Origin of the sequence: Halomonas cupida, assembly GCF_900142755.1 — a bacterium.
GTDB classification, from domain to species: Bacteria; Pseudomonadota; Gammaproteobacteria; order Pseudomonadales; family Halomonadaceae; genus Halomonas; species Halomonas cupida.
This window is the reverse complement of record NZ_FRCA01000001.1, coordinates 298,128-319,203: the sequence shown is the minus strand read 5'-3', so window position 1 is coordinate 319,203 and position 21,076 is coordinate 298,128. Positions and strand designations below refer to the sequence as shown.

At 59.7% G+C, this 21,076-nt stretch carries 16 protein-coding genes; 3 read left to right on the top strand and 13 right to left on the bottom strand.

Features of this window, described 5'->3' with window-relative positions; translation table 11 throughout:
* Nucleotides 1–10 precede the first annotated feature (10 nt).
* Nucleotides 11–778 (bottom strand): sulfite exporter TauE/SafE family protein, encoded by a 768-nt coding sequence (locus BUE38_RS01295; RefSeq protein WP_084541651.1) that lies wholly within the window; start codon nt 776–778, stop codon nt 11–13.
* Complete coding sequence (locus BUE38_RS01290; RefSeq protein ID WP_073433216.1) at nt 771–1,952, bottom strand: Bcr/CflA family multidrug efflux MFS transporter; 1,182 nt, start codon at nt 1,950–1,952, stop codon at nt 771–773. The genes BUE38_RS01295 and BUE38_RS01290 overlap by 8 nt, the downstream gene beginning before the upstream one ends.
* Nucleotides 1,953–2,161: 209 nt before the next feature.
* On the opposite strand from BUE38_RS01290, the gene tal reads away from it, so the two are divergent.
* Nucleotides 2,162–3,100 (top strand): transaldolase, encoded by a 939-nt coding sequence (tal, locus tag BUE38_RS01285; protein ID WP_073433215.1) that lies wholly within the window; start codon nt 2,162–2,164, stop codon nt 3,098–3,100.
* Nucleotides 3,101–3,195: 95 nt separating this feature from the next.
* Here the strand turns inward: tal and BUE38_RS01280 are convergent, their stop codons facing one another.
* The 9 genes from BUE38_RS01280 to BUE38_RS01240 form a co-directional block, all read right to left on the bottom strand.
* Nucleotides 3,196–3,705 (bottom strand): STAS domain-containing protein, encoded by a 510-nt coding sequence (locus tag BUE38_RS01280; protein ID WP_073433214.1) that lies wholly within the window; start codon nt 3,703–3,705, stop codon nt 3,196–3,198.
* Entirely contained in the window at nt 3,692–4,885 is a 1,194-nt protein-coding gene (locus BUE38_RS01275; RefSeq protein WP_073433213.1) for a PP2C family protein-serine/threonine phosphatase, read from the bottom strand. The genes BUE38_RS01280 and BUE38_RS01275 overlap by 14 nt, the downstream gene beginning before the upstream one ends.
* A 10-nt stretch (nt 4,886–4,895) precedes the next feature.
* Nucleotides 4,896–5,654 carry an MlaA family lipoprotein gene (locus tag BUE38_RS01270; RefSeq protein WP_073433212.1) on the bottom strand — a complete coding sequence of 253 codons (759 nt, stop codon included), beginning with the start codon at nt 5,652–5,654 and terminating at the stop codon, nt 4,896–4,898.
* A 104-nt stretch (nt 5,655–5,758) separates the two neighbouring features.
* The gene (locus BUE38_RS01265) at nt 5,759–6,880 is read right to left on the bottom strand and encodes a beta-ketoacyl-ACP synthase III (RefSeq protein ID WP_073433211.1); all 1,122 of its coding nucleotides are present in this window, start codon (nt 6,878–6,880) and stop codon (nt 5,759–5,761) included.
* A gap of 79 nt (nt 6,881–6,959) precedes the next feature.
* Nucleotides 6,960–10,970, bottom strand: coding sequence for an ATP-dependent RNA helicase HrpA (gene hrpA, locus BUE38_RS01260; RefSeq protein WP_073433737.1), 4,011 nt, complete (start codon nt 10,968–10,970; stop codon nt 6,960–6,962).
* 179 nt (nt 10,971–11,149) lie between these two features.
* A complete protein-coding gene (locus tag BUE38_RS01255; protein ID WP_073433210.1) occupies nt 11,150–12,835 on the bottom strand; it encodes an AMP-binding protein in 1,686 nt (561 codons plus the stop codon).
* Nucleotides 12,836–13,184: 349 nt separating this feature from the next.
* Complete coding sequence (locus tag BUE38_RS01250) at nt 13,185–13,979, bottom strand: class II glutamine amidotransferase (protein WP_073433209.1); 795 nt, start codon at nt 13,977–13,979, stop codon at nt 13,185–13,187.
* An 878-nt stretch (nt 13,980–14,857) separates the two neighbouring features.
* A complete protein-coding gene (locus tag BUE38_RS01245; protein ID WP_073433208.1) occupies nt 14,858–15,295 on the bottom strand; it encodes a DUF2501 domain-containing protein in 438 nt (145 codons plus the stop codon).
* 243 nt (nt 15,296–15,538) lie between these two features.
* The gene (locus tag BUE38_RS01240; protein WP_073433207.1) at nt 15,539–15,700 is read right to left on the bottom strand and encodes a metallothionein; all 162 of its coding nucleotides are present in this window, start codon (nt 15,698–15,700) and stop codon (nt 15,539–15,541) included.
* 591 nt (nt 15,701–16,291) lie between these two features.
* On the opposite strand from BUE38_RS01240, the gene BUE38_RS22805 reads away from it, so the two are divergent.
* Nucleotides 16,292–16,465, top strand: coding sequence for a hypothetical protein (locus BUE38_RS22805; RefSeq protein WP_159438830.1), 174 nt, complete (start codon nt 16,292–16,294; stop codon nt 16,463–16,465).
* Nucleotide 16,466: 1 nt separating this feature from the next.
* Here the strand turns inward: BUE38_RS22805 and BUE38_RS01235 are convergent, their stop codons facing one another.
* Both BUE38_RS01235 and BUE38_RS01230 read right to left on the bottom strand, forming a co-directional pair.
* A complete protein-coding gene (locus BUE38_RS01235) occupies nt 16,467–18,314 on the bottom strand; it encodes a VWA domain-containing protein (protein ID WP_234986729.1) in 1,848 nt (615 codons plus the stop codon).
* Between the two features lie 41 nt (nt 18,315–18,355).
* Nucleotides 18,356–18,853: a hypothetical protein gene (locus BUE38_RS01230; protein WP_234986728.1), complete on the bottom strand. Its 498-nt coding sequence runs from the start codon at nt 18,851–18,853 to the stop codon at nt 18,356–18,358.
* A gap of 36 nt (nt 18,854–18,889) precedes the next feature.
* On the opposite strand from BUE38_RS01230, the gene BUE38_RS01225 reads away from it, so the two are divergent.
* On the top strand, nt 18,890–21,040 hold the full coding sequence (locus tag BUE38_RS01225) for a S9 family peptidase (protein WP_073433206.1): 2,151 nt from the start codon (nt 18,890–18,892) through the stop codon (nt 21,038–21,040).
* Nucleotides 21,041–21,076: the final 36 nt, after the last annotated feature.

Sequence of the window (21,076 nt, the reverse complement as noted above, 5' to 3'; positions counted from 1 at the left end):
CCTCAACGCCTCAGCTCAGTGCCTTGACCAACAGGCTCAATGCCGCCAGCGCGCAGAGTCCCAGCGACACCGCCTGCAACAGGCCGCGTGGAATATGTGGCGCCAATGCCGCCCCCAGCGCATGCCCGGCCACCACCAATGGCAGAAAGCTCAGGCTGACACCCAAGCGCCAACCGCTGACCTGCCCCGCCACCGCCAGTGCCGCAAGGGTCATGAACGACGAGATCAGGAAGAAAGCTGCGAGGCTGCCCCGCAGGCGCTCCATCGGCATACCGTGCATCAACAGCACCATGGGCGGGCCACCAATGGCGGCGACACTGCCGAAGATGCCCGACACCAGACCCGCGCCGAACAACGAAGCAGGAGTGACCGGCAGGCGCAGCCGAAACAGGGTAACCACCACGGCAAACAGCACGATACCGGCAATCAGCAATTCGAGGGTTGCCATGGGTGCGACCACCAGCAGCCAGACCCCCAATATCGTCCCGGGTACCTTGCCGATCAAGGCCGTGGAAATATCGCTCATGGTGATCTGCTGCCAGTAGCGCCTGACCACCAGACAGGACACCAGCAAGCCGTAGAAGATCAACACCACCGGCACCAGATCAGGGGCCTGGAGCAGAATCAACGGAGCCCCCACCACCGCCATACCAAATCCGGTGGTACGCTGGACGAAAGCCCCCAGTGCCAAGGCCATACCGACACCCCACCAGGCTGTCGGCGACAGCTCACTCCACGACCACCAGCTCTGCCACAAGTCACTCCACCACTCAATCATCGCTTTCTCGCGCCAGCACTCTCAGTGCCAGATTACCGATGGTGGCAACAGCGATCATCGCCAGGACCATCGGCCAGGCGGAATCGATTTCGAAAGCCGTCACGAGTACTCCGACGAGCGCTCCCAGGCTGAATTGGATACAGCCCTGCAAGGCGGTAGCAGTGGCACTCATATGGCTGAACCGATCCAGCAACGAGGTGATGGCATTGGGCGAGATCAGCCCCATGACACCGAGAAACATCATTACCAGCGGCACCACGGTATAGATCGTATCCCGACCACTGGCCACCAGTATCACCAACCCCACGCCAGCAAACCACTGAATGGCCAGCCCCAGGCGCAGATTCTGCTGCGGGGAGCGCTTGCGCAGCAGATGAATATTGAGACGGTTGGACATCACCATGACCAACACATTGGCGCCAAATACCAATGGGTATATCGCGGGGCTCAGCCCGTAATATTCCAGGTAAAGGAATGGAGACGACGTGACAAAGGCAAAGATCCCGGCAAAAGCCATCGAGGTCGCCAGGATATAACCCATCGCCCGCCGATCCGTCAGCACGCTGGCATAGTTGCGCAATACCTGACGCGGCGATGCCACCGGCAGGTCTGGCGCTCTGGTTTCCGGCAGATGGACACTCAGCAACCACATCAGAAAGAGTGCGTAGACAGCCAGGAACAGGAAGATCAACCACCAGTCAGCCAGATACAGCAGCAGACTACCCACCGCAGGTGCCGCGAGGGGGGCCAGCATCAGGATCATCGCCATGGTGGACATGACCTTGGCTGCCTCTCGCCCACTGAAACAATCCCGCACGATGGCTGCCGAGTTGACCACGCAGGCGCCTCCTCCCAGCGCCTGAACAAAGCGCAGCACCAGCAATTCCGGCAAGGTATTGACGAAGATGATCGCCAGACTGGCCAGCATGAAGACCACCTGGCCACCCAACAGCACGGGCTTGCGGCCAAGACGATCCGACAGCGGGCCACATACCAGTTGGCCGACCGCGAAGCCCACCAGGAAACTGCTCAATGACAGCTCTGTATGGTGAACACTGGCGCCGACCGAGGCCGCCAGCGACTGCATGGCAGGGAGATAGGCATCGATGGCAAAGGGCGCCAGCGCCGTATTGGCAGCGACCAGAAGCGCAACGCGCCGGGGATTCAGTGACACGAAACCTCCAGACCCTCAGGTGAACCAGACCTGCGGGCAAACGTGGAAAAAGCTAGAAGGCTAATGATAACCCAGGATTTTCATCCCGCCATGCCTGCCTTTCGACATGAGGGTTTTCCATCGGCTGACAGCCATCTGCTCCGACTGACTGTCACCTGTCATGGGGCCTTGGTAAAGTAAGGGCAGCCCACCCACGGAGGAAATACTCGATGGCAGCAGATCTACTTTCTCAATTGAAGGACATGACCACGGTCGTAGCGGATACTGGCGACCTGGAGGCTATTCGCCGCTTCGCCCCGACCGATGCCACGACCAACCCTTCCCTGATCCTGCAGGCGGCTCAGCATGCCGAGCGTCGTACCCGCCTGGCGGCCATCGCCCGTGAAGCCAATGACATCGACGATGCGCTGGATGCCGTTGCTGTCGAGATCGGCACCGAGATCAGCGCTCTGGTGCCCGGCTATGTGTCCACCGAGGTCAGCGCTCGGCTGTCGTTCGACACCGACGCCACCCTCGCACGTGCCTATTCACTGATCGAACGCTACGACCGTCATGGTGTGCCGGCCGATCGGATCCTGATCAAGGTTGCCTCCACCTGGGAAGGGATTCGTGCCGCCAGGGTCCTCGAGCGCGAAGGTATTCGTACCAACCTCACGCTGCTGTTCAGCTTCGCCCAGGCGCAGGCCTGTGCCGATGCCGGTATCACGCTGATTTCTCCCTTCGTTGGCCGCATCCTCGACTGGCACAAGGCCCAGCAGCCGGACACCGACTTTTCCGGTGATCGCGATCCCGGCGTCCAGTCCGTCAAGCAGATCTACGATCACTACAAGGGACACGGCTACTCGACTATCGTCATGGGCGCCAGTTTCCGTAATATCGGCGAGGTGACAGCGCTGGCCGGCTGTGATCGCCTGACCATCTCCCCTGCCCTGCTGGAAGAACTGGAACAGCAGACGGGCTCGCTGGAACGCCGTCTGTCTCCCAGTGATGCCGAAACAGGCACGCCGGAGCCTCAGAACGAAGAGGAATTCCGCTGGGCACTGAATGAAGATGCCATGGCCACCGAGAAGCTCAGCGAAGGTATCCGCAAGTTCATGGCTGACCAGCGCAAGCTGGAAGCGCTGTTGAGCGAGCTGCGTAACCAGTAAACAAGAGCGAGCCATGAGCAGATTCGTGGCTCGTCATCCTCTCTCGGGAATGACAGCGTTTCGACACTGGTACAGGAGTCAGCCAGACAGAGACGTCAGGCTTGATGGTCACTGGTCCGCTGTGACTCCAGCATCTCGACCAACGGCTGGAACTCTTCGCGATTGTGCTCGTTCATGTGCATCAGGATACGGTGCGCCTCGAGGATACGCTTGCGCATCCCCTCTTCATCCGCCTGCAGCTCCGGCAGTTCTTCCAGCTCCTCGATCTCGACTATCGGCTGTTCAACCAGGGTGAAGAAGGATGCAAACCCCATCACCTCCAGCATGCGCTTGATATCCGGGTTATCGGCCACAATGGTCGGCGGCTGTTCCAGACGCCCACGCAACGCCATGGCCACTTTGGCGAGAAAGCCCAGAGCCGTGGAGTCAACATTGGTGGTGTCGCGCAGGTCAATCATCACCGCACGCAGGCCGGGAGTGTCTGCCAGCATCTGCGCCTGATTATCGAGCGTGGCACAGAGCGTAAGGCGTACATCACCAAACAGCTTGAGAATGAACACACCGGAGTCGAACGCCGCCTTCAGACGGCCTTCATGCACTTTCATGGCGAAATCCGCTAACCTTCATGATCGTCAGGTCATCCGGCAACTCTGCACGTCCCGTGGTCGGGTCGTCGAGTGCCTCTTCATCGCTCGACAGGACTCCCAGGTCGAAGCTCTGGCGCATCTCTTCCAATGAGCTGCAACTCTCTACCCTGGCCTGCAGTTCCTCCAGGCGTTCCTTCAAACCAGCTCCCGGCAGGCATTCCAGCACACCATCAGAACACAGCCACAGGGAGAAGTCGTCGGGTAGTGTACAGCCAAGCTGGGGATATTCCACCTCGGGGAACAATCCAACCGGCATTCCCTGGCCCGGCAACGCCTCGACCCCCTGTGCCGACTTGAGCAAGGGCATCGGCAACTGGGCGCCGAGCGAATAGTGAAGATACCTGCGCTGCTGATCAATCACGCCGACAAATACCGTGGCGTGCTTGCCGATCCCCGTATCCAGCAACTCGCGGTTGAGGTTGTCCAGCCAACGCGGAGCCAACTGCTCCGGTGACTGGCCGTCCCACTCGTTCTGCCAGCGATTGAACAGGTACTTGAGCAATACCGTGACAAAGGCCGATGACGCCCCATGCCCAGAGACATCGGCGAAATAGAACAGCGTAAAGCGTTCGTCGAAGGCCTGAATGTCGAGAAAATCCCCTGACAGGTACAGGGAAGGTGCCAGCCAATAGTCACACTCGATGTCATTGAGCCGCTGTGGACGCAATGGCAACAGGCGGCGCTGGATCTGCCCGCCGGCCTGTTGATCGAGCCGCAACATGGCGAGGTGAGTCTCGAGACTCTCGTTCAGTTCGGCGAGACGCCGACGATCCGCCTCACGCTCCGCGGCCAGCCGGTGAACCTCGACCACCCGACGAATCATGCGTCGCAGCAGGTGGGCATGGCGCAGCGGGTTGATGACATAGTCGACCAGCCCCACGTCCACCGCCTTCAGCAAGTCGTCGTCGCGGCGATCCTCGGTAACGACCAGCGTCGGCCAGCGATCGGCCAGGCTCTGCCAGTCACTGCTGGGAACGGCACGCGCATGCGCCACCACCAGAACAGTCGCCTCCGGCAGTTCATCGGCCTCATCGACAGCGAATACTGCCAGACCATCACGGGCAATGGCATCCACCAATGCATCGCGATGGTCACCGGGCTGGTCGATCACACCGATCAAGGATTTGGCCGCGTGCATGAGCATGCCTTTATTCGGCGAAGGCATCTTCGTCGTAGTCGAAATCATTGTCGATGAAGGAATCATCCTCCATCTCCCCGTCATTGACCTCGAAGCGCAGACGCTGCAGCCAGGCATCACGAATGAAGCTGTAACGATCCCCCCGCAACAGGTCTTCCTGATCCAGCAACTGTGAGCGGGCATCGAGAACCTCGAGTCCACGCAATGTATAGCGTACGGTGTCATCCTCGACATAGGTCAGAGGATAGGTGTAGTAGTCCACCGGCAAGCTCGCAGCCGTACGCACCGTGCTCGGGCCATAGAACGGCAGTACCAGATATGGCCCTTCGGGAACGCCCCACACGGCGAGGGTCTGACCGAAGTCCTCATCGTCGACGATGAAGCCTGCATGTGTTGCCGGATCCAGCAGGCCAGCCAGACCGAAGGTCGAGTTCATCAAGAAACGAGTCGAGGAGATTCCGGCATTGCGCGGTTTGCCCTGCAACAGACTGTTGAAGGTGGTATGGATCTCGCCGAGGTTGTCGAAGAAGTTACTCACCCCCTTCTGCAACGGGTCCGGTGTTATATAGTCGTAGCCCTGCGCGGCCGGCCTCAGTGCATACCGATCCAGTACATCGTTGAAAGCAAACACCTTGCGGTTGAAGCCTTCCCAGGGGTCCGCCGGGTTTGGTTCGCTCGATACACCATTGGAGGCGCAACCACCGATTCCCACTACCGTCGCCATCATGATGACACCACGACGCCCTATTCTGCCCAGGCTCGCTCCCATGGTAGTTCCCATCGTCCGACTGCCCTCCATCAATAAATCGTGTCACGTTCCGTTATCATACGCCGTCTACTCATCATGAGCTTCGACAACACGGCACTGGTCCCTCAGCAACGGCGCAATATGACGCAGCCGGCACTGTATCCTGCTCCAAACGAACACACCACCCCGATGTCCCCCGATACAAGATCTCGATGATGGAGGTCAAAAGCAATGATAGAACCTGCGGAGCTGGTATTGGCATAACGATCGAGAATGATCGGCGCCTGCTTCTCACCGGGCTCGTGCCCCAGCACCCGGCGGGCAATCAGGTCATTCATGTGGTGGTTGGCCTGGTGCAGCCACAGCCGCGTCACCTCTGATGGAGGTATCTCCAGGGACTCGAGGTGCTCGGTGATGAGTCGAGCGACCAACGGGCAGACTTCCTTGAAGACCCGGCGCCCTTCCTGAACAAAGAGCTTGTCAGTGGCCAACGGGTCGGCATCGGTGACACGGTTGAGGAAGCCGGCATTGTTGCGAATGGCGTTGGAGAACTGTGTGACCAGGCGCGTACCGACCACTTCAAAACAGACGTCACTGATGGCTATTTGCGCATCTTCGAGCACCAGGGCAGTACAGGCATCACCGAAGATGAAATGGCTGTCGCGATCACGGAAATTGAGGTGGGCCGAACAGATCTCGGGATTGACGATCAGCGCACGCCGCGCCGTCCCTGCTCGGATCGCATTGGCGGCCGTCTCGATGGCAAAGGTGGCGGAACTACAGGCGACGTTCATGTCGAACGCATATCCCCCCGCCCCCAATCGCGCCTGCAATTCCACAGCGATCGCCGGATAGGGGCGTTCGAGGTTTGAGCAGGCGACGATCAGCAGGTCGATGTCCTCGGCCTTGACACCGGCGTTCGACAGCGCCTGCCCCGCCGCGGCCAGCCCCATCTCGCACTGCACGCCCGGCTGCTCATTGTCCCGTTCCTGCAACCTCGGGCGCATACGCTCGATGTCGAGAATGCCTTGAGCATCCATGACATAGCGGCTGTGGATACCTGATGCCTTGACGATGAACTCGCTGCTGGAGTGCTCCAGTGGTGCCATTTCCCCGGCGTCGATCGCCGCGCGATTGCGCGCGTTCTCGGCATCCACCCAGGCATTGAACGATGCCACCAGCGCATCGTTGTCGATTGCTTCGGCGGGGGTAAAAAGCCCACTGCCACTGATCACCACTTGGGTCATGCCCTTCTCCTTTCAGCGTTGACGCAACTGCAGGCCCACAGTTGTGTCAGCGCATTTCAATGCCTTCGGCGTAGCGTCACTAGCCACGCCCGGTCAATTCTGCCCACCGCTTGTCGAGACGCTTGCTCGACACCGGCATTGCCGTCCCCAGTTGCTGAGCAAACAGGGATACACGCAACTCCTCTACCCACCAGCGGAACTCAACCAGTGCCGGGTCTTCCACCGCCCCCTTGCGCTGTGCCTCGCGACGTGCGGCCAGCTGTGCCTCGAACTGCTGGACCTCCTGCATGTGCATCTGATCACGCATGCGCTCACGCGGCGCCTTCTCGAGACGCACCAGAGCAGCTTCCATATAACGAGGATACGCCTCCAGCCAGGATCCTGCCTCGGTTACGAACCCGGGGTGCACCAGACGCTGCATCTGAGCCTTGAGATCACTGTATACCAATGCCAACGCCAGATTCAGATTCCCCTTCAACGCCTTTGTCACCTCCAGGTGACCTTCCAGCGCAGGTATAAGCATAGCGATCAGTTTCTCGGCATGGGGCACCAGGTCGCCACCGACCTCGTTGATCCTCGCCTCGAGCGCCGACGCGTCACGTGGCAGCGGGTCTACAGCGATGACCTGACGGAATACCGCATGCACCAGGTCATCACTCAAGGCTCGCTTGCTACCCACTTTGGTAAACAGCAATGCACACTTGTCCAGCCCCGGCAGGCGCTCAATGGCCCGTACCTGGTCGGCAAGGCGCTCCATGGCCGCCTTGACCACGCCACTGCGGTGCGCTTCACGGGCCTTGTCCGGGTGATCAAACAGCTCGAGCTTGAGCCCTTCGCTGTCCGCCACCAGGGCTGGGAAAGCCTCGACACGAATGCCGGCCTGATGCGTCACCCGTGACTCCGGCAGGGGTTGGTCAGGGAAAGTCTGCCACTGCTCGGTTTCCTCCACCGACCGCGCCAAAGCTCTTGCGCCCTCTCCCGCCGCCGACTCAAAGCGTCGCTCCAGCTCACGTAGATCACGCCCCTGACCAAGAACCTTGCCGTTATGATCAACAACCCTCAAGTTCATGATCAGATGGGGCTCGAGCTGTTCCAGCCGCCAGTCATCGGGATGCATCCGTACGCCGGTCTTGACGCGCAGGAACTCTCCCAATGCCTCGCGCAGTCCACCTTCACCTGGCGTCAATGAGGCCAGAGCGGCATCGACCCAGTCAGGGATCGGTACGACCTGGCGACGCATCGACTTGGGCAACGACTTGAGCAGTGCGATGCACTTGTCGCGCAGCAGGCCAGGCACCAGCCACTCCAGGCGTGATGCCGACAGCTGTGGCAGCATCGCTGCCGGCACCGTCATGGTCACGCCGTCGTCCTCAGCGCCAGGCGCAAAATGATAGCTCAGCGGGTAACGCACGCCGTCGAGAGTCAACTCATCGGGATACTGAGCTTCGGTGACATCCTCTGCCTCCCGCGCCAGCAGTGCCTCTCGATCGAACATCAGCAACTGCGGATTCTGCTCCTCCGCCTTGCGTCGCCAGGCCTCGAACCCCTTGCCGTTGACGATATGCTCCGGCACCCGTTCGGCGTAGAAGTCGAACAGTGTCTCCTCGTCGACGAGAATGTCACGCCGACGAGCACGATCCTCGAGGTCGGTGACTTCTTCGACCAGCGCACGGTTATGGGCCAGAAACTCACCTCGGGTGCGGAACTCACCTTCCACCAGTGCCCGGCGAATGAACAATTCCCATGATTCACGCTGGGCAATGGGGCCGTAATGCACCTTGCGTCGAGCGACAATCGGTAATCCGAACAGGGTCACCTGCTCGAAGGCCACCACCTGGGCCCGCTTCATCTCCCAATGCGGCTCGCTGTAATTGCGCTTGACCAGATGCCCGGCCAACGGCTCGATCCATTGGGGGTCAATGCGCGCCACAGTGCGGGCAAACAACCGTGATGTCTCGACCATCTCCATGGCCATCACCCATTTAGGGGTCTTCTTCGACAGCCCGGAGGATGGGTGGATCATGAACTTGCGGTTACGCGCGCCCAGGTAATCGCGATTTTCGGTCAACGTGCCGAGATTCGACAACAGACCGGTCAGCAGAGCTCGGTGCATGGCGACACCGGCCTGGCGACGCTGCTCCTTCACCTGCTCGGCATCGTCCTCGACCACCACGGCAGGTGGCGGCACCTGGATATCGAGGTCGCGCAACAACTGGCGCAACTGGCGGAAGGTGTCATGCCATTCCCGCAGCCGCAGGTAATTCAGGTAATGATCGCGACACCAGCGCCGCAGCCGGTTGCCGGACAATTCCTCACGAGCCTGCTCGAAGCCCTGCCACAGATTGAGGATGGCCACGAAATCCGACTCAGGGTCCTGCCAACGGCGATGCGCCTGGTCTGCTGCCTCGCGCTTGTCTGCCGGGCGATCTCGTGGGTCCTGCACCGCCAGCGCCGATACCACCACCAGCACATCTCGCAGGCATTGCTGCTCATCGCCGGCCAGCAGCATGCGGGCCAGACGCGGGTCAATCGGCAGACGCGCCAGGCGCCGCCCCTGGGGCGTCAGGCGCTGCTGTTCATCCACCGCGCCCAGTTCATGCAGCAGACGGAAACCGTCACTGACAAAGCGAGAATCCGGCGGATCGACGAACGGGAAGGCCTCGATGCTGCCGAGCTTGAGCGACAGCATCGATAGAATCACCGAGGCCAGGTTGGTACGCCGAATCTCCGGATCGGTAAATTCCGGCCGCGAAAGGAAATCCTCCTCATCGTAGAGGCGAATGCAGACCCCTTCGGCAACACGTCCACAACGTCCCTTACGCTGATTGGCACTGGCCTGGCTGACGGCCTCCACCGGCAGGCGCTGGATCTTGGCTCGATAGCTGTAACGACTGATGCGCACTAGTCCTGGATCGACCACGTAGCGAATCCCCGGCACCGTCAGCGATGTCTCGGCCACATTGGTGGCCAGCACGATGCGCCGACCACTGTGCGCGGCAAAGACACGGTTCTGCTCGGCATTGGAAAGCCGTGCATACAGCGGCAGCACCTCGGTATGGCGCAGGTCAGCACGGCGCAATATATCAGCCGTCTCGCGGATCTCGCGCTCACCGGGCAGGAACACCAGGATATCCCGTGGACCACTGAACCAGCGCTTCTCACGCTCGATCGACTCGATTTCCTCGACGGCATGCAGAATGCCTTCACTCAGGGTGCGATCTTCCTCATCGTCGGCATCACGCACCAGGGGCCGATAGCGCACCTCCACCGGGAAGGTACGCCCGGTCACTTCGATCACCGGCGCAGGGCGTGGTTTACCATCCGGCCCCGGCAGGCTGAAGTGCTGACTGAAGCGCTCGACGTCAATGGTCGCCGAGGTGATGATGATCTTGAGATCTCTGCGTCGCTCCAGCAATCGCTTGAGATAACCCAGCAGGAAGTCGATGTTGAGGCTGCGCTCATGGGCCTCGTCGATGATCAGCGTATCGTAGCGACGCAAGTCGGGATCGTGTCGCGTCTCGGCCAGCAGAATACCATCGGTCATCAGCTTGACCAGGGTGTCATCACTGGTCTGGTCGGTAAAACGTACCTGATAGCCAACCTGATCACCGAGATTGACCTGCATCTCCTCGGCCAGTCGCGTGGCCACCGAGCGTGCTGCCAGGCGTCGAGGCTGGGTATGACCGATCAAACCACGTCGTCCCAGCCCCAGTTCGATACACAACTTGGGTAGCTGAGTGGTCTTGCCCGAACCGGTCTCACCGGCCACGACCACCACCTGGTGTTCGGCGAGAGCGGCCAGAATGTCATCCCGCCTGGCGGCGACCGGCAGGGCCTCGGGATATTCCAGCGTGACTCGCTGTGCACGGCGTGCCTCGAGCAGTCGTTGCGAGCGCTGAACCTGTTTCTCCACTTCTCCCAGGCCACGGTCGCTCGGCTTGCCTTCGCGAACACGGCGTTGCAGACCGGACAGGCGTTTCGCCAGATCGGGACGATCACGCAGCATCACCTCCTCCAGCATGGGCTCGAGTTGCTTGAGGCGGGTCGCATCATCAAGGCGTTGGGGCGGAGTCGAAGTCTCGGTACTCACGATGGGAAACTCATGATGGAAAACCAGGCTCCACAGCAAAGGACGCTTCGCGCTGGAAAGCGCGAAGCGTCTGGGCATAAAAGCGGATATTGTAACGCCGACCATCACTCCAGAGCCAACTCTACCCTGGAGCCAACTCTACCCCCGGGCCATCCCGACCTGCAGGACGCCGCACCGACTCAGTCGGCACCGGCTCCCTTGTCGTTGGCCTCTTCATCACGCAGCTGCCGGCGCAGCACCTTGCCGACATTGGTCTTGGGCAGCTCATCGCGGAACTCGACCAGCTTGGGCACCTTGTAGGCGGTCAGTTCCTTCTTGCACCAGCTACGCAACTCCTCGGCAGTCAGCGATGAATCCCGTGCCACCACGAAGAGCTTGATGACCTCGCCGTTAGTGGCATCCGGAACGCCTACAGCACAGGATTCAACAACGCCGGGGTGAGCCGCGACAACATCCTCGATCTCGTTGGGGTAGACGTTGAAGCCAGAGACCAGAATCATGTCCTTCTTGCGGTCGACGATACGCACATAACCATCGTCCTGGATCACCGCGATATCGCCGGTATGGAAGAAACCATCGGCATCGATGGCTCTGGCCGTCTCGTCATCACGATTCCAGTACCCCTTCATCACCTGGGGACCACGCACACAGAGTTCACCCGGCTCTCCGGGTGGCGGTGTCTTGCCTTCTGCATCGCACAACCTCAGTTCGGTACCGGCCACTGGCTTGCCGATGGTGCCCAACTGAATGGCATCGACCGGGTTGAAACTGACAATGGGAGATGTCTCGGTGAGGCCATAGCCTTCCGCCACCGGGCAACCAGTGACCTCTTCCCAGCGTCTGGCCACGGCACCCGTCAACGCCATGCCGCCGGAGATGGTCAGGTGCAGGCGCGAAAAGTCCAGGGCCTTGAAGTCATCGCGGTTGCACAAGGCATTGAACAGGGTGTTGAGGCCCACAAAGCCAGTGAACGGTGTCGCCCGCAATTCCTTGACGAAATTATCGAGGTCACGGGGATTGGTGATCAATACCGAGTGATTACCGCCTTCCAGCATGAACAGGCAATTCACCGTGAAGGTGTAGATATGGTAGACCGGCAGCGGCGCCACCACGATCTCCGAACCTTCCTTGAGCCCGGAACCAATCGCCGCCTTGGCCTGCAGCATATTAGCCACGAGGTTGCGATGGGTCAGCATGGTGCCCTTGGCCAGACCAGTGGTTCCACCGGTGTACTGCAGCGCAGCGATATCATCCAGTTCACGGGTGATATCCTGGTGATCCACCCCCCCGCCGCGCTTGAGCGCATCACGGAAGGAAACCGCACTCTTGAGCGAGTAGCGCGGCACCATCTTCTTGATGTACTTGACCACGAAGTTGATCAACGGACGTTTGGGGAAGTCGTGGAGATCACCGATCTCCGTCACCACCACATGTTCGATCTCGGTCTGGTCGAGAACCTTCTCCAGCTTGTCGGCCATATTGGCCAGAATCAGGATCGCTTTCGCCCCGGAGTCCTTGAACTGGTGCGCCATCTCGCGCTCGGTGTAGAGCGGATTGGTGTTGACCACGACCAGACCGGCGCGAATCGCACCGAACACGGCCACCGGGAACTGCAGCAGGTTGGGGAGCTGAATGGCAATACGATCGCCCGGCTGCAATGATGTCTCGTTCTGCAACCAGGCGGCGAAATCCGCCGACAGACGATCCAGTTCACGATAGCTCAGCGACTTGCCCATGCATGAGAAAGCGATATTGCTGGAATAGCGTTCCACCGAACGGCGGAAGATATCCATTATCGAGTGATAGTCGTCCAGCCCTTCCAGCGCGGCTCCACGGACAATTGTCTCGCTGTCATGCTCATTCATGGACTTTCTCCATCACCGGAGGCCCCCGCGAGCCCCCTATTGTTTTATAGCCCTTTGTCCTGCAGCTATCTTCTTTATCGCTTTTTCTTCGATACCTCGGAATTGATGAGCTTTTCCCGATCACTGCACTGTCATCCATTCCACCTCTGGTGATACCGAATCACAGCCAGCGCCCCGGAACAGCCAGCATATGGTCCAGAAGCATCTCTGGGGGATACCTTAGCCTGGTCGCGCCAGAACTGTAATACGTCTGATTTAAACTTTCGTTTAAAACATTGTAGGCATACGTCGCCCGCCATCTCCTCCACTGGAGCACCATTGCCTTATCATGCCGGGCGATAGCGTCGTTTCATTCCGTGGTGGCCTCAGCCAGATAACGTCCAACGATCTGCCCTTCGTGCCAGACCAGCAGCTCGCCCGGCAACATCCGGACCCAGCGCTCGTTGTCGGTCAGAGGCTCCGTGGCCACTACCGACACCACATCGTTCGGCGTGGTGTGCTCGACAAAATTAACCATCATCTCCGCGTCGGACAGGCTCGCCTCTCCAAAGGGCGACTTGCGGGTGATATGAGCCAGTTTCGTCGAACAATAGCTGTACAGGTACTGTCCATCAGACAATAGCAGATTGAACACACCCAGCCCGCGCAAGCGCTCACACAGCTCGTGCACGCCTTGCCACAACTGCCGGCAATCATCGACCGGTTCGGGAAAGCGCTGACGCAATTCGCCCATCAGCCAGCAGAAGGCATGCTCGCTATCCGTGGAGCCCACCGGCCGATAGAAGCTCAACGGTAGCGACTCCCACCCCGTCAACTGCCCGTTGTGGGCATAGCACCAGGGGCGCCCCCACATCTCACGGGTAAAGGGATGGGTATTGGCGAGCTTCACCTTGCCGACATTGGCCTGGCGGATGTGGCTGATGACGATGTGTGACTTGATCGGGTAATCACAGATCAAGCGCGCTATCGGTGAGTGAACAGACGGATGGGGGTCACGGAAATCGCGATAACCCCCCTCCTCGTAAAAGGCAATGCCCCAGCCATCACGATGCGGCCCTGTACCGCCCCCGCGAGTCAGGAAGCCGGTAAAGCTGAAACAGATATCAGTGGGGACATTGGCACTCATGCCCAGCAACTCACACATGGAGCTCTTCCGCTATGAATTCTCTTTGTAGATCAATCTTCTGCATGACCTTACGTCTCACGATAGTCTAAGTGTCTCACGAAATGAACTACTTGACCGGCCTGATTGTCCGGCGCTCGCGTGGATAGTGCGCTCGAGCCCCCACGCTCGTACGACCCAGTCGCCCCGGCCCCTGATCTCTCTCTCCGGCGGGAGGTGCCCTCCCGCCGGAGAGTAGACGTGCGCTACGGGTGCTCCATCATGTCGAACGGGCTCCTGGGCTCCTGGGCTCCTGGGCTCCTGGGCTCGAGGGCTCGAGGGCCAGCTCACTCCTGGAGTAGACGTATCTCAATGATGCTTGACGCCACCACCCATGCCTATTCACGGCGATCTCATCCTGCACCATCCAAGTCGCAGCAAGGCATAGTCGCAGCAGGGTATAGAGAGGTCAGTGTCAGTATTGCTGGATGACACGGGAGTGATAATCTCCACACCGCATCTCTCGTAGCTGTGAATCTTGCCCATGCCCCGGTCGTCATCCGGGGCTTTTTTTGTCAATGCCACGAACTCGCGGGCCCAGCGCCCAGCTCGCCGCCCATCCCCCAACACCGTCACCGATATTCATTCCAGAACCGCCGATGCCATATCACCTGTTGCTACCTCTTCCGGCACCGAGCCGGGAAATAGCGAATAACCGAGATCTACTGGGCTCACGGGCTAACTACCAAGCTCAGCGTCGGACGGCGAATGTCGACCAGACAGCAGTGCAACAGGTTGCGTCGGAGGATAGCTGTGTCGTGGAGTTACTGTGTCGAAGGACAACTGTATCGAAGGATAACAAGGAGGTGGAATGGTGAAAGAGCAGGAGGCCCCATCGCAACGAGGCCTGGGATAACGTCTTACCCCCCGGCTATGGACAAGGCCTGGTCGGCGACTATGCCACAGGCCTTTTCGCCGACGGTATCCCCCAAGGATGCCAGATTGAACGACTCGCCGTCTCCCTGCAGAATACCGCTCAATCCCTCCTGATAGTCGCTATCATTCATGGGCTCCGAGGAAACACCAAGCTGCTCCATCACTTGATTCTTCGCAATATCGGCGGTGCTATCGAGATAGCCATTTTCCTGACAATAGCTAATGACACCAGTCAGGTTAGTCAGACTGCCGGAACTGAATGAACCACTCGATAGAGAGCTCAACAGTCCGCCGCTCTCACCACCCGACAGCATGTCGCCTGCTTGGTCCGTCACGCTATCGAGAGACAGGGCCTGCACCTGACCAATCGACGAAAGGCTAAACAGCCCAGCAAGGATGAGGGTCTTGAGTCGTGTATCCATACAACATTCTCCATGAATGGGGGTTCGGCCACCGACCCCTTCAGAAGCGCGTCGGTGACCAATCATGTGACCCGTCGAAGCCAGGTATGTTCCTGTGAAACCTGACGCCTTTGATCGCCCCATCAAGAAGGCAGCACTGGATAAACATGACATATATGCCAGCCTGCCTGGAAAGCGGTACATCCAGAACTGGCGATTGCCGTAGATATAAAGAGGAGGCCCTTACAGGCCTCCCAAGGGACATCATCCGCATTCGCAGTTATGACCACAGTCCTTTGAGCCATCGGCATGGCCTGTAGCACAGGCTTCACAGCAATATAGCTTTCCATCCTTTTCGATGGACTGACTGTCCACCGCGCATTTGCAGTCGGGGCAGGCACACGTTTTCCGGGATTCCTGATTCATGGTGACTCTCCTGTATCAACCTCAGAAACCGTAGTCATCAACCTCGATGTTATGTCATTGCAAATAATAGATCGTTTGGCAGTAACAAGCTTTCTGCTTATTTCCAATACCTTCGACGCGCTGGCTCCACACCCATCTCTCGGGGATCTCACGTACAGTATCGACGACTCTATTTTCGCATCGAGTCGCATGAGCTGTGTATTAACTTCTATTGCCCAGCGCACCACCATAAATGCAGCAACTGGCGAAAACAGTGTTGCTGAAATCTCATATTATTATTTCAGTTCATCAACCACTGCCCAGTCCCTGTCAGTCATCCATTTTCATCGGGTACAGGAATACATGTGGCCCGGCCCATCAAGGACAAGGCGGAGTTTGCGAGCAGGCCCTTACGTAGTGAAGGCCTGAAAGGCGCGAGACGCAACTCAAATCAGTCCCGAGACGCAACTGAGATCAGTCCGAAATTGCGTCTCACGCCACAGTCAGCGCATACGGCAAAACAAGGCCCTATATCCGGTACCCCACGCGCTTCCCGAGACAACATCCCGAGAATATCTCATTATTAACCCGGCATGCTTTCATGTTGGGTTAATGGCGGCACATGGACGTGCCGCCGTCGGCCATCAGGCCGACGCGAGACCGCACCACACCAGCAGATCCGCGCATCTGTGCCAGTGTGGTGCGGACGAAAATCAAATCGATCAGGATGAGCTATTTGATTGCCATGTTAATAGTATTCAAGAAAATATCGTCAACTCGGCGTAGCTCACACATGAGGCTCCTCCCGCGTCGGTCCCGACGCACGGCGGCGACGCCAACGGCTCCACACCACCAACACCAGGACAAGTACTGCCAGGCCAATCCACACCCGAGGATCCGTAGCGCGCGTCTTCACCGTTGGCCATGTCTGTCTGGCCCAGTCCACCACCAGGCGAGGGTTGTTGACCAGTTCGACAAAGCGATCAGCCAGGGCCTCTGCCGAACGTTGCCCCGCCGCCTCCTCGGCCTGTTGAGTCAAACGCTCACCCACCAGTGTTGGGCCCGCCGCTGCCCTATCAATGCTCACACTGCCATCGGCATTGAGCCATAGTGTCGGCAGCTTCCAGCGATGCTCACGGCCATCCAGAGTGGCCTGGCCTTCGATCACCAACGGCTGACGCAATTGTTCATCGGTCTCCGGCAGCGCGATTTCCCAACGCTGACGCCCTACCGGTTCCACCACCAGCGGCACACCCAGTAGATCGCCGGACAGCACCGTATTGCCGCGATTGAGGCCTGGATGCTCGGCCACCAGCTCGACATGACGACGATCATCACTCACCACTGCGCCAATGGCCGGTAGAATATTGACCGCCTGGACGCGTTGACGATGAAAGCTCTCGCCGCGCGCATCGATCACCAGTCGTGCGTTGCCGATGGCCGTCGGTGCCGGCAGCATACCGGAGAAATGTTTACCACGGCGCTGCAGAGTGGCATTGACGGGCGCCTTGAAGGCTTCACCACTGAGAGTCGCGGTAACAGTCAACTCCTCCGGGGCAGTCGCCTCTTCCGGCGACTCCAGCCAGGCCTCCAGCGGCACCTCGAACCCGGTATACAGCGTCGACGGCAGCGCCCCAGTCACCAGACGCTGGTCGCCGGAGACCGTGATGCGGCTGTTGGCCCCCATCGCACCTTCGATGCGCCACTCCCCCTGTTGCGCATCCGGCACGCGAATCAGGTCAAAGCGTGGCTCGTGCTGCCAACTGATCTCGTCCGGCACGTTATCGCGGCTGTAGCGCGTACCATCCGGTGCTACCAGAGTGATGTCGCCATCATCCGGATCATGGAAGACCAAAGCGGAGAAATCGTTGACGCTATCATCGATCACGAAACTTCCATCGTCATCGAGCGGTACCTGCTCAGCCGGGAATATCCGGCCCACGATATCCAGGAAAGCACCCAGCAAGGCTTCCGGTGTTTCCACTACGGCGGCCAGCCCGCCGGTCTGCTGGGCCAATCGCTCGACCATGGCCACATCAGCACCAGCCGAGAAGGCAATCGCATGCACCACGACGCCCTGCCTGACCAGGTCCGGTGACATGGCATCGAGCACACGAGCCCGTGAAGCAATATCGATCGCGGGTTTGGTGCCTCGCGTCGATGGCAGATCGATCACGCCATCGGTGAGCAGCACCACATGCCGCCATCCATTGCCATCGACCGCCGACGCCGTACGCAAAGCCGCCTCGATATCCGTATATTGCTGATAATTCTGCAATGCGGGTGGCAGGCGCAATGCATTCTCCCGCCACTCAGCAGTAACCGGCGCCAACGGCAAGGGGTTATCGACCCGCTCACCAAAGGTCCAGATTCCGGCCGAGACTTCGCCGGGGAGCAGCGCGACCAGCATGTCCAGAGCACTGCTGGACAACCGGTTGGGATCATTGGCCTTCATGCTGCCGGAGACATCGACCACCACCCGAACATCCGGGCGCTCCTGTGCAGTTGAACTGGCGGGGATCTGAGCATGGGCGCTCCCCGGACCTCCGACCCACAGCAGCACTGCACTCATCACCGCAAGAGTGACGGTACGACTCAGCCAATGTGGCATGGCAACCATGGGGGCTCGCATCATGATCCTGTATAGTCGATGAAGTCCATTGCAGTCACCGGGCGTCAGCCCAGCACCGGCTCACGGCGCTGGCCGTCGTCAGAGGCATCGGGACGCCCGTTGTCATCATCCTGGTCGCGCTGCGCCTGACGGCGGACAGCCGCAGCCTTGCGCTGGATCCGCTGGCGACCGAACCACCACAGTACCAACCCGAAGAGCGCACCAATGCCTGCGCCCACTACCACCAGCGCCGCCGCACCGGCAAACTGGGCATCATGCTCGAAGTAAGCCACAGCAGCGACCATGATAGCCGGTGCCTTGCCGGCATAGACCTGACCTTCTTCCACCAGCGGCAGTTCGAATGTGGCGGGCATCCACATCACACCGGCGACGGCCCAGGTTAATACAATGCGTAGCAGACGAGGCAGAAAAGCCAGACCAAGGTAGCCAGCCAGTAGTACCACCAGCGACAATGCCGCATAAATCATCCAAAGCAATGACATTGAATCCGAGATGAGCATGGGTTCCTCACGTTCAGGTGCACCAGGGTCAGCCTGGTGCATGACAGAAATTTCCTTGTGTATGGTACATCTCGTCACATGAAAGCACAGCCGCCAAATATTGATGACAATGCTGCAACCTCCCTTCCTGCCAGGCAATTCCAGCGTCAGGATGACCCTGACTGGCATTGGCTGGAAGCACGCGATGACCATCAGGTCACGGCCTTTCTCGAGGCGGCCAACAGTGCCTCGGACGCCTGGTTCCAGCCCCTCGAGCCACTTGCCGAGTGCCTCTACAGCAGCCATCTTGCACGCCGCGAGCTGGCACTTACCGGCCTCGCCACACGCCTCGACCACTTTACAGTATGGAGCGAGACCGCAGCCGACGCCGAATACCCCCTGTGGTGGCGCCATCCCAACGACAAGCCCGAACAGCGCGAGTGTTTTCTCGACCTTCAAACCCGTGCCGCGCAACAGACTTTTCTCGAGCTTGGCGACATGGCACTGTCACCCGACGAACAATGGCTCGCCTGGACAGAGGATACACAAGGAGACGAGACCTACACTCTGTACCTGAAGTTCCTTCCCGATGGTAATCCCATTGCCCTGCTTGAGCAGATCGGCGCAGAACTGTGCTGGGCAGAAGATGGCTCGACACTGCTTTTTACCCGCTACGACGCGACTCAACGCCCGGACAGCATATGGCGCCTACCGCTCACTCTGGAGCTTGATGGACGCTGCCGAAGTGACGAGCCCGGGCTGATCCTGTGCGAGGAGGATCCGGAGTTCTGGGTGGGAATCGGCAAGACACGCTCACGTCGCTGGCTGCTGATCGAGAGTGCGTCAAAGGACACCAGCGAGACCCACCTGATTCCAGCGGATCAGCCGGCAACGCCGCCGGTCTGCTTCCGGTCTCGCCAGCGGGGCGTCGAATACGCCGTGGATCACCGTCCTGGCCTGTTCTACGTGCTGCACAACCAGGCAGCGGTACATTTCCAGCTCGATGCTTTCCCCGAGCAGGATTTCAGTGGTGGTGCCCAGCAAGGCACTGTGATCATCCCCCATCGCGCCAATGTCACCCTGGAAGGTATCGATGCCTGGCAGTGGGGTCTGATTGCCACCGAACGCAACCACGATACCGCCCAGGTTCAGTTACGCTGCATGGAATTCACCGACGACGGAGCACTGGTGCGCGACGAACTGTTGCCAATCGCCGCGCCACCAGTAAGTATCGGCCTCGGCGATACCCCGCACTTCGACGCTCGTGTTCTGCGACTGCGCGAGGAGTCCTTCACGACACCCGCCAGTTGGTGGGCACTGGATCTCGACACCGGCGAACGTGAATTGCTCAAGCGCCAGCCTCTTCATGGCGACCTGTCGCCGGAGGATCTCATCTGCGAACGCCTGTGGGCGGAGTCCCACGACGGCGAACGCATCCCGGTTTCGGTGGTTCGCCTGGCACGACTTGCAGGCCAACCGTTGCCGACGCTGCTCTACGGCTATGGTGCCTATGGCGAAGCCCTTGACCCATGGTTCGCCACCGCGCGACTGGAGTTGCTGGGTCGTGGCGTCGCCTTCGCCGTGGCGCACGTGCGCGGTGGCGGCGATCGCGGCGAGCCCTGGTATCTGGCCGGGAAGCTGGAACACAAGCCCAACAGCTTCCACGATTTTCTGGCGGCACGGAACATGCTGGTCGAGCAGGGCCAGGCAGAGTCCGGACGTATCGTTGCCTATGGTGCCAGCGCCGGCGGCCTGCTGGTCGGTGCCAGCCTCAATCTGCAGCCGGATGCGTTCTGTGCCGCAGTGCTGGATGTGCCCTTCGTGGATGTCCTGCGCACCATGGAGAACCCCGACCTGCCCCTGACCACCGCGGAATACACCGAGTGGGGTAACCCCGGCAATCCACGCGATGCAAGGCGCATTCGTGACTACTCGCCGCTCGACAACCTTGCCGCCCAGGACTGGCCCGCGGTCTTCCTCCAGGGCAGCTGGCACGACACCCGTGTACCCTACTGGGAGCCTGCCAAACTCTACGCGCGATTGTCACTGGCGAACGCGGTGGATCCTGTACTGTCCAATCGACCAGTATTGTTGCGCACCGACATGGAAGCCGGTCATGGAGGTGCCTCGGGTCGTTTCAAGGCCTGGCGCGATGGCGCCCGCCAGGATGCCTTCATTCTCTGGGCCCTGGGTTTGGCAAATGGTGTCATGGATAGCCGGGTAGAAGACGATAACGACACCGCTCACTGAAATTGGTTATGCTGAGGCGCGCACTACAGTCTGTCT

Excerpts from the sequence above, each read along its gene's own strand:
- BUE38_RS01295 (WP_084541651.1), bottom strand. The coding sequence starts at position 778 with ATGATTGAGTGGTGGAGTGACTTGTGGCAGAGCTGGTGGTCGTGGAGT.
- tal (WP_073433215.1), top strand. The coding sequence starts at position 2,162 with ATGGCAGCAGATCTACTTTCTCAATTGAAGGACATGACCACGGTCGTA.
- BUE38_RS01280 (WP_073433214.1), bottom strand. The coding sequence starts at position 3,705 with ATGAAAGTGCATGAAGGCCGTCTGAAGGCGGCGTTCGACTCCGGTGTG.
- BUE38_RS01275 (WP_073433213.1), bottom strand. The coding sequence starts at position 4,885 with ATGCACGCGGCCAAATCCTTGATCGGTGTGATCGACCAGCCCGGTGAC.
- BUE38_RS01270 (WP_073433212.1), bottom strand. The coding sequence starts at position 5,654 with ATGGGAGCGAGCCTGGGCAGAATAGGGCGTCGTGGTGTCATCATGATG.
- BUE38_RS01265 (WP_073433211.1), bottom strand. The coding sequence starts at position 6,880 with ATGACCCAAGTGGTGATCAGTGGCAGTGGGCTTTTTACCCCCGCCGAA.
- BUE38_RS01255 (WP_073433210.1), bottom strand. The coding sequence starts at position 12,835 with ATGAATGAGCATGACAGCGAGACAATTGTCCGTGGAGCCGCGCTGGAA.
- BUE38_RS01250 (WP_073433209.1), bottom strand. The coding sequence starts at position 13,979 with ATGTGTGAGTTGCTGGGCATGAGTGCCAATGTCCCCACTGATATCTGT.
- BUE38_RS01245 (WP_073433208.1), bottom strand. The coding sequence starts at position 15,295 with ATGGATACACGACTCAAGACCCTCATCCTTGCTGGGCTGTTTAGCCTT.
- BUE38_RS01240 (WP_073433207.1), bottom strand. The coding sequence starts at position 15,700 with ATGAATCAGGAATCCCGGAAAACGTGTGCCTGCCCCGACTGCAAATGC.
- BUE38_RS22805 (WP_159438830.1), top strand. The coding sequence starts at position 16,292 with ATGGCGGCACATGGACGTGCCGCCGTCGGCCATCAGGCCGACGCGAGA.
- BUE38_RS01235 (WP_234986729.1), bottom strand. The coding sequence starts at position 18,314 with ATGATGCGAGCCCCCATGGTTGCCATGCCACATTGGCTGAGTCGTACC.
- BUE38_RS01230 (WP_234986728.1), bottom strand. The coding sequence starts at position 18,853 with ATGCACCAGGCTGACCCTGGTGCACCTGAACGTGAGGAACCCATGCTC.
- BUE38_RS01225 (WP_073433206.1), top strand. The coding sequence starts at position 18,890 with ATGAAAGCACAGCCGCCAAATATTGATGACAATGCTGCAACCTCCCTT.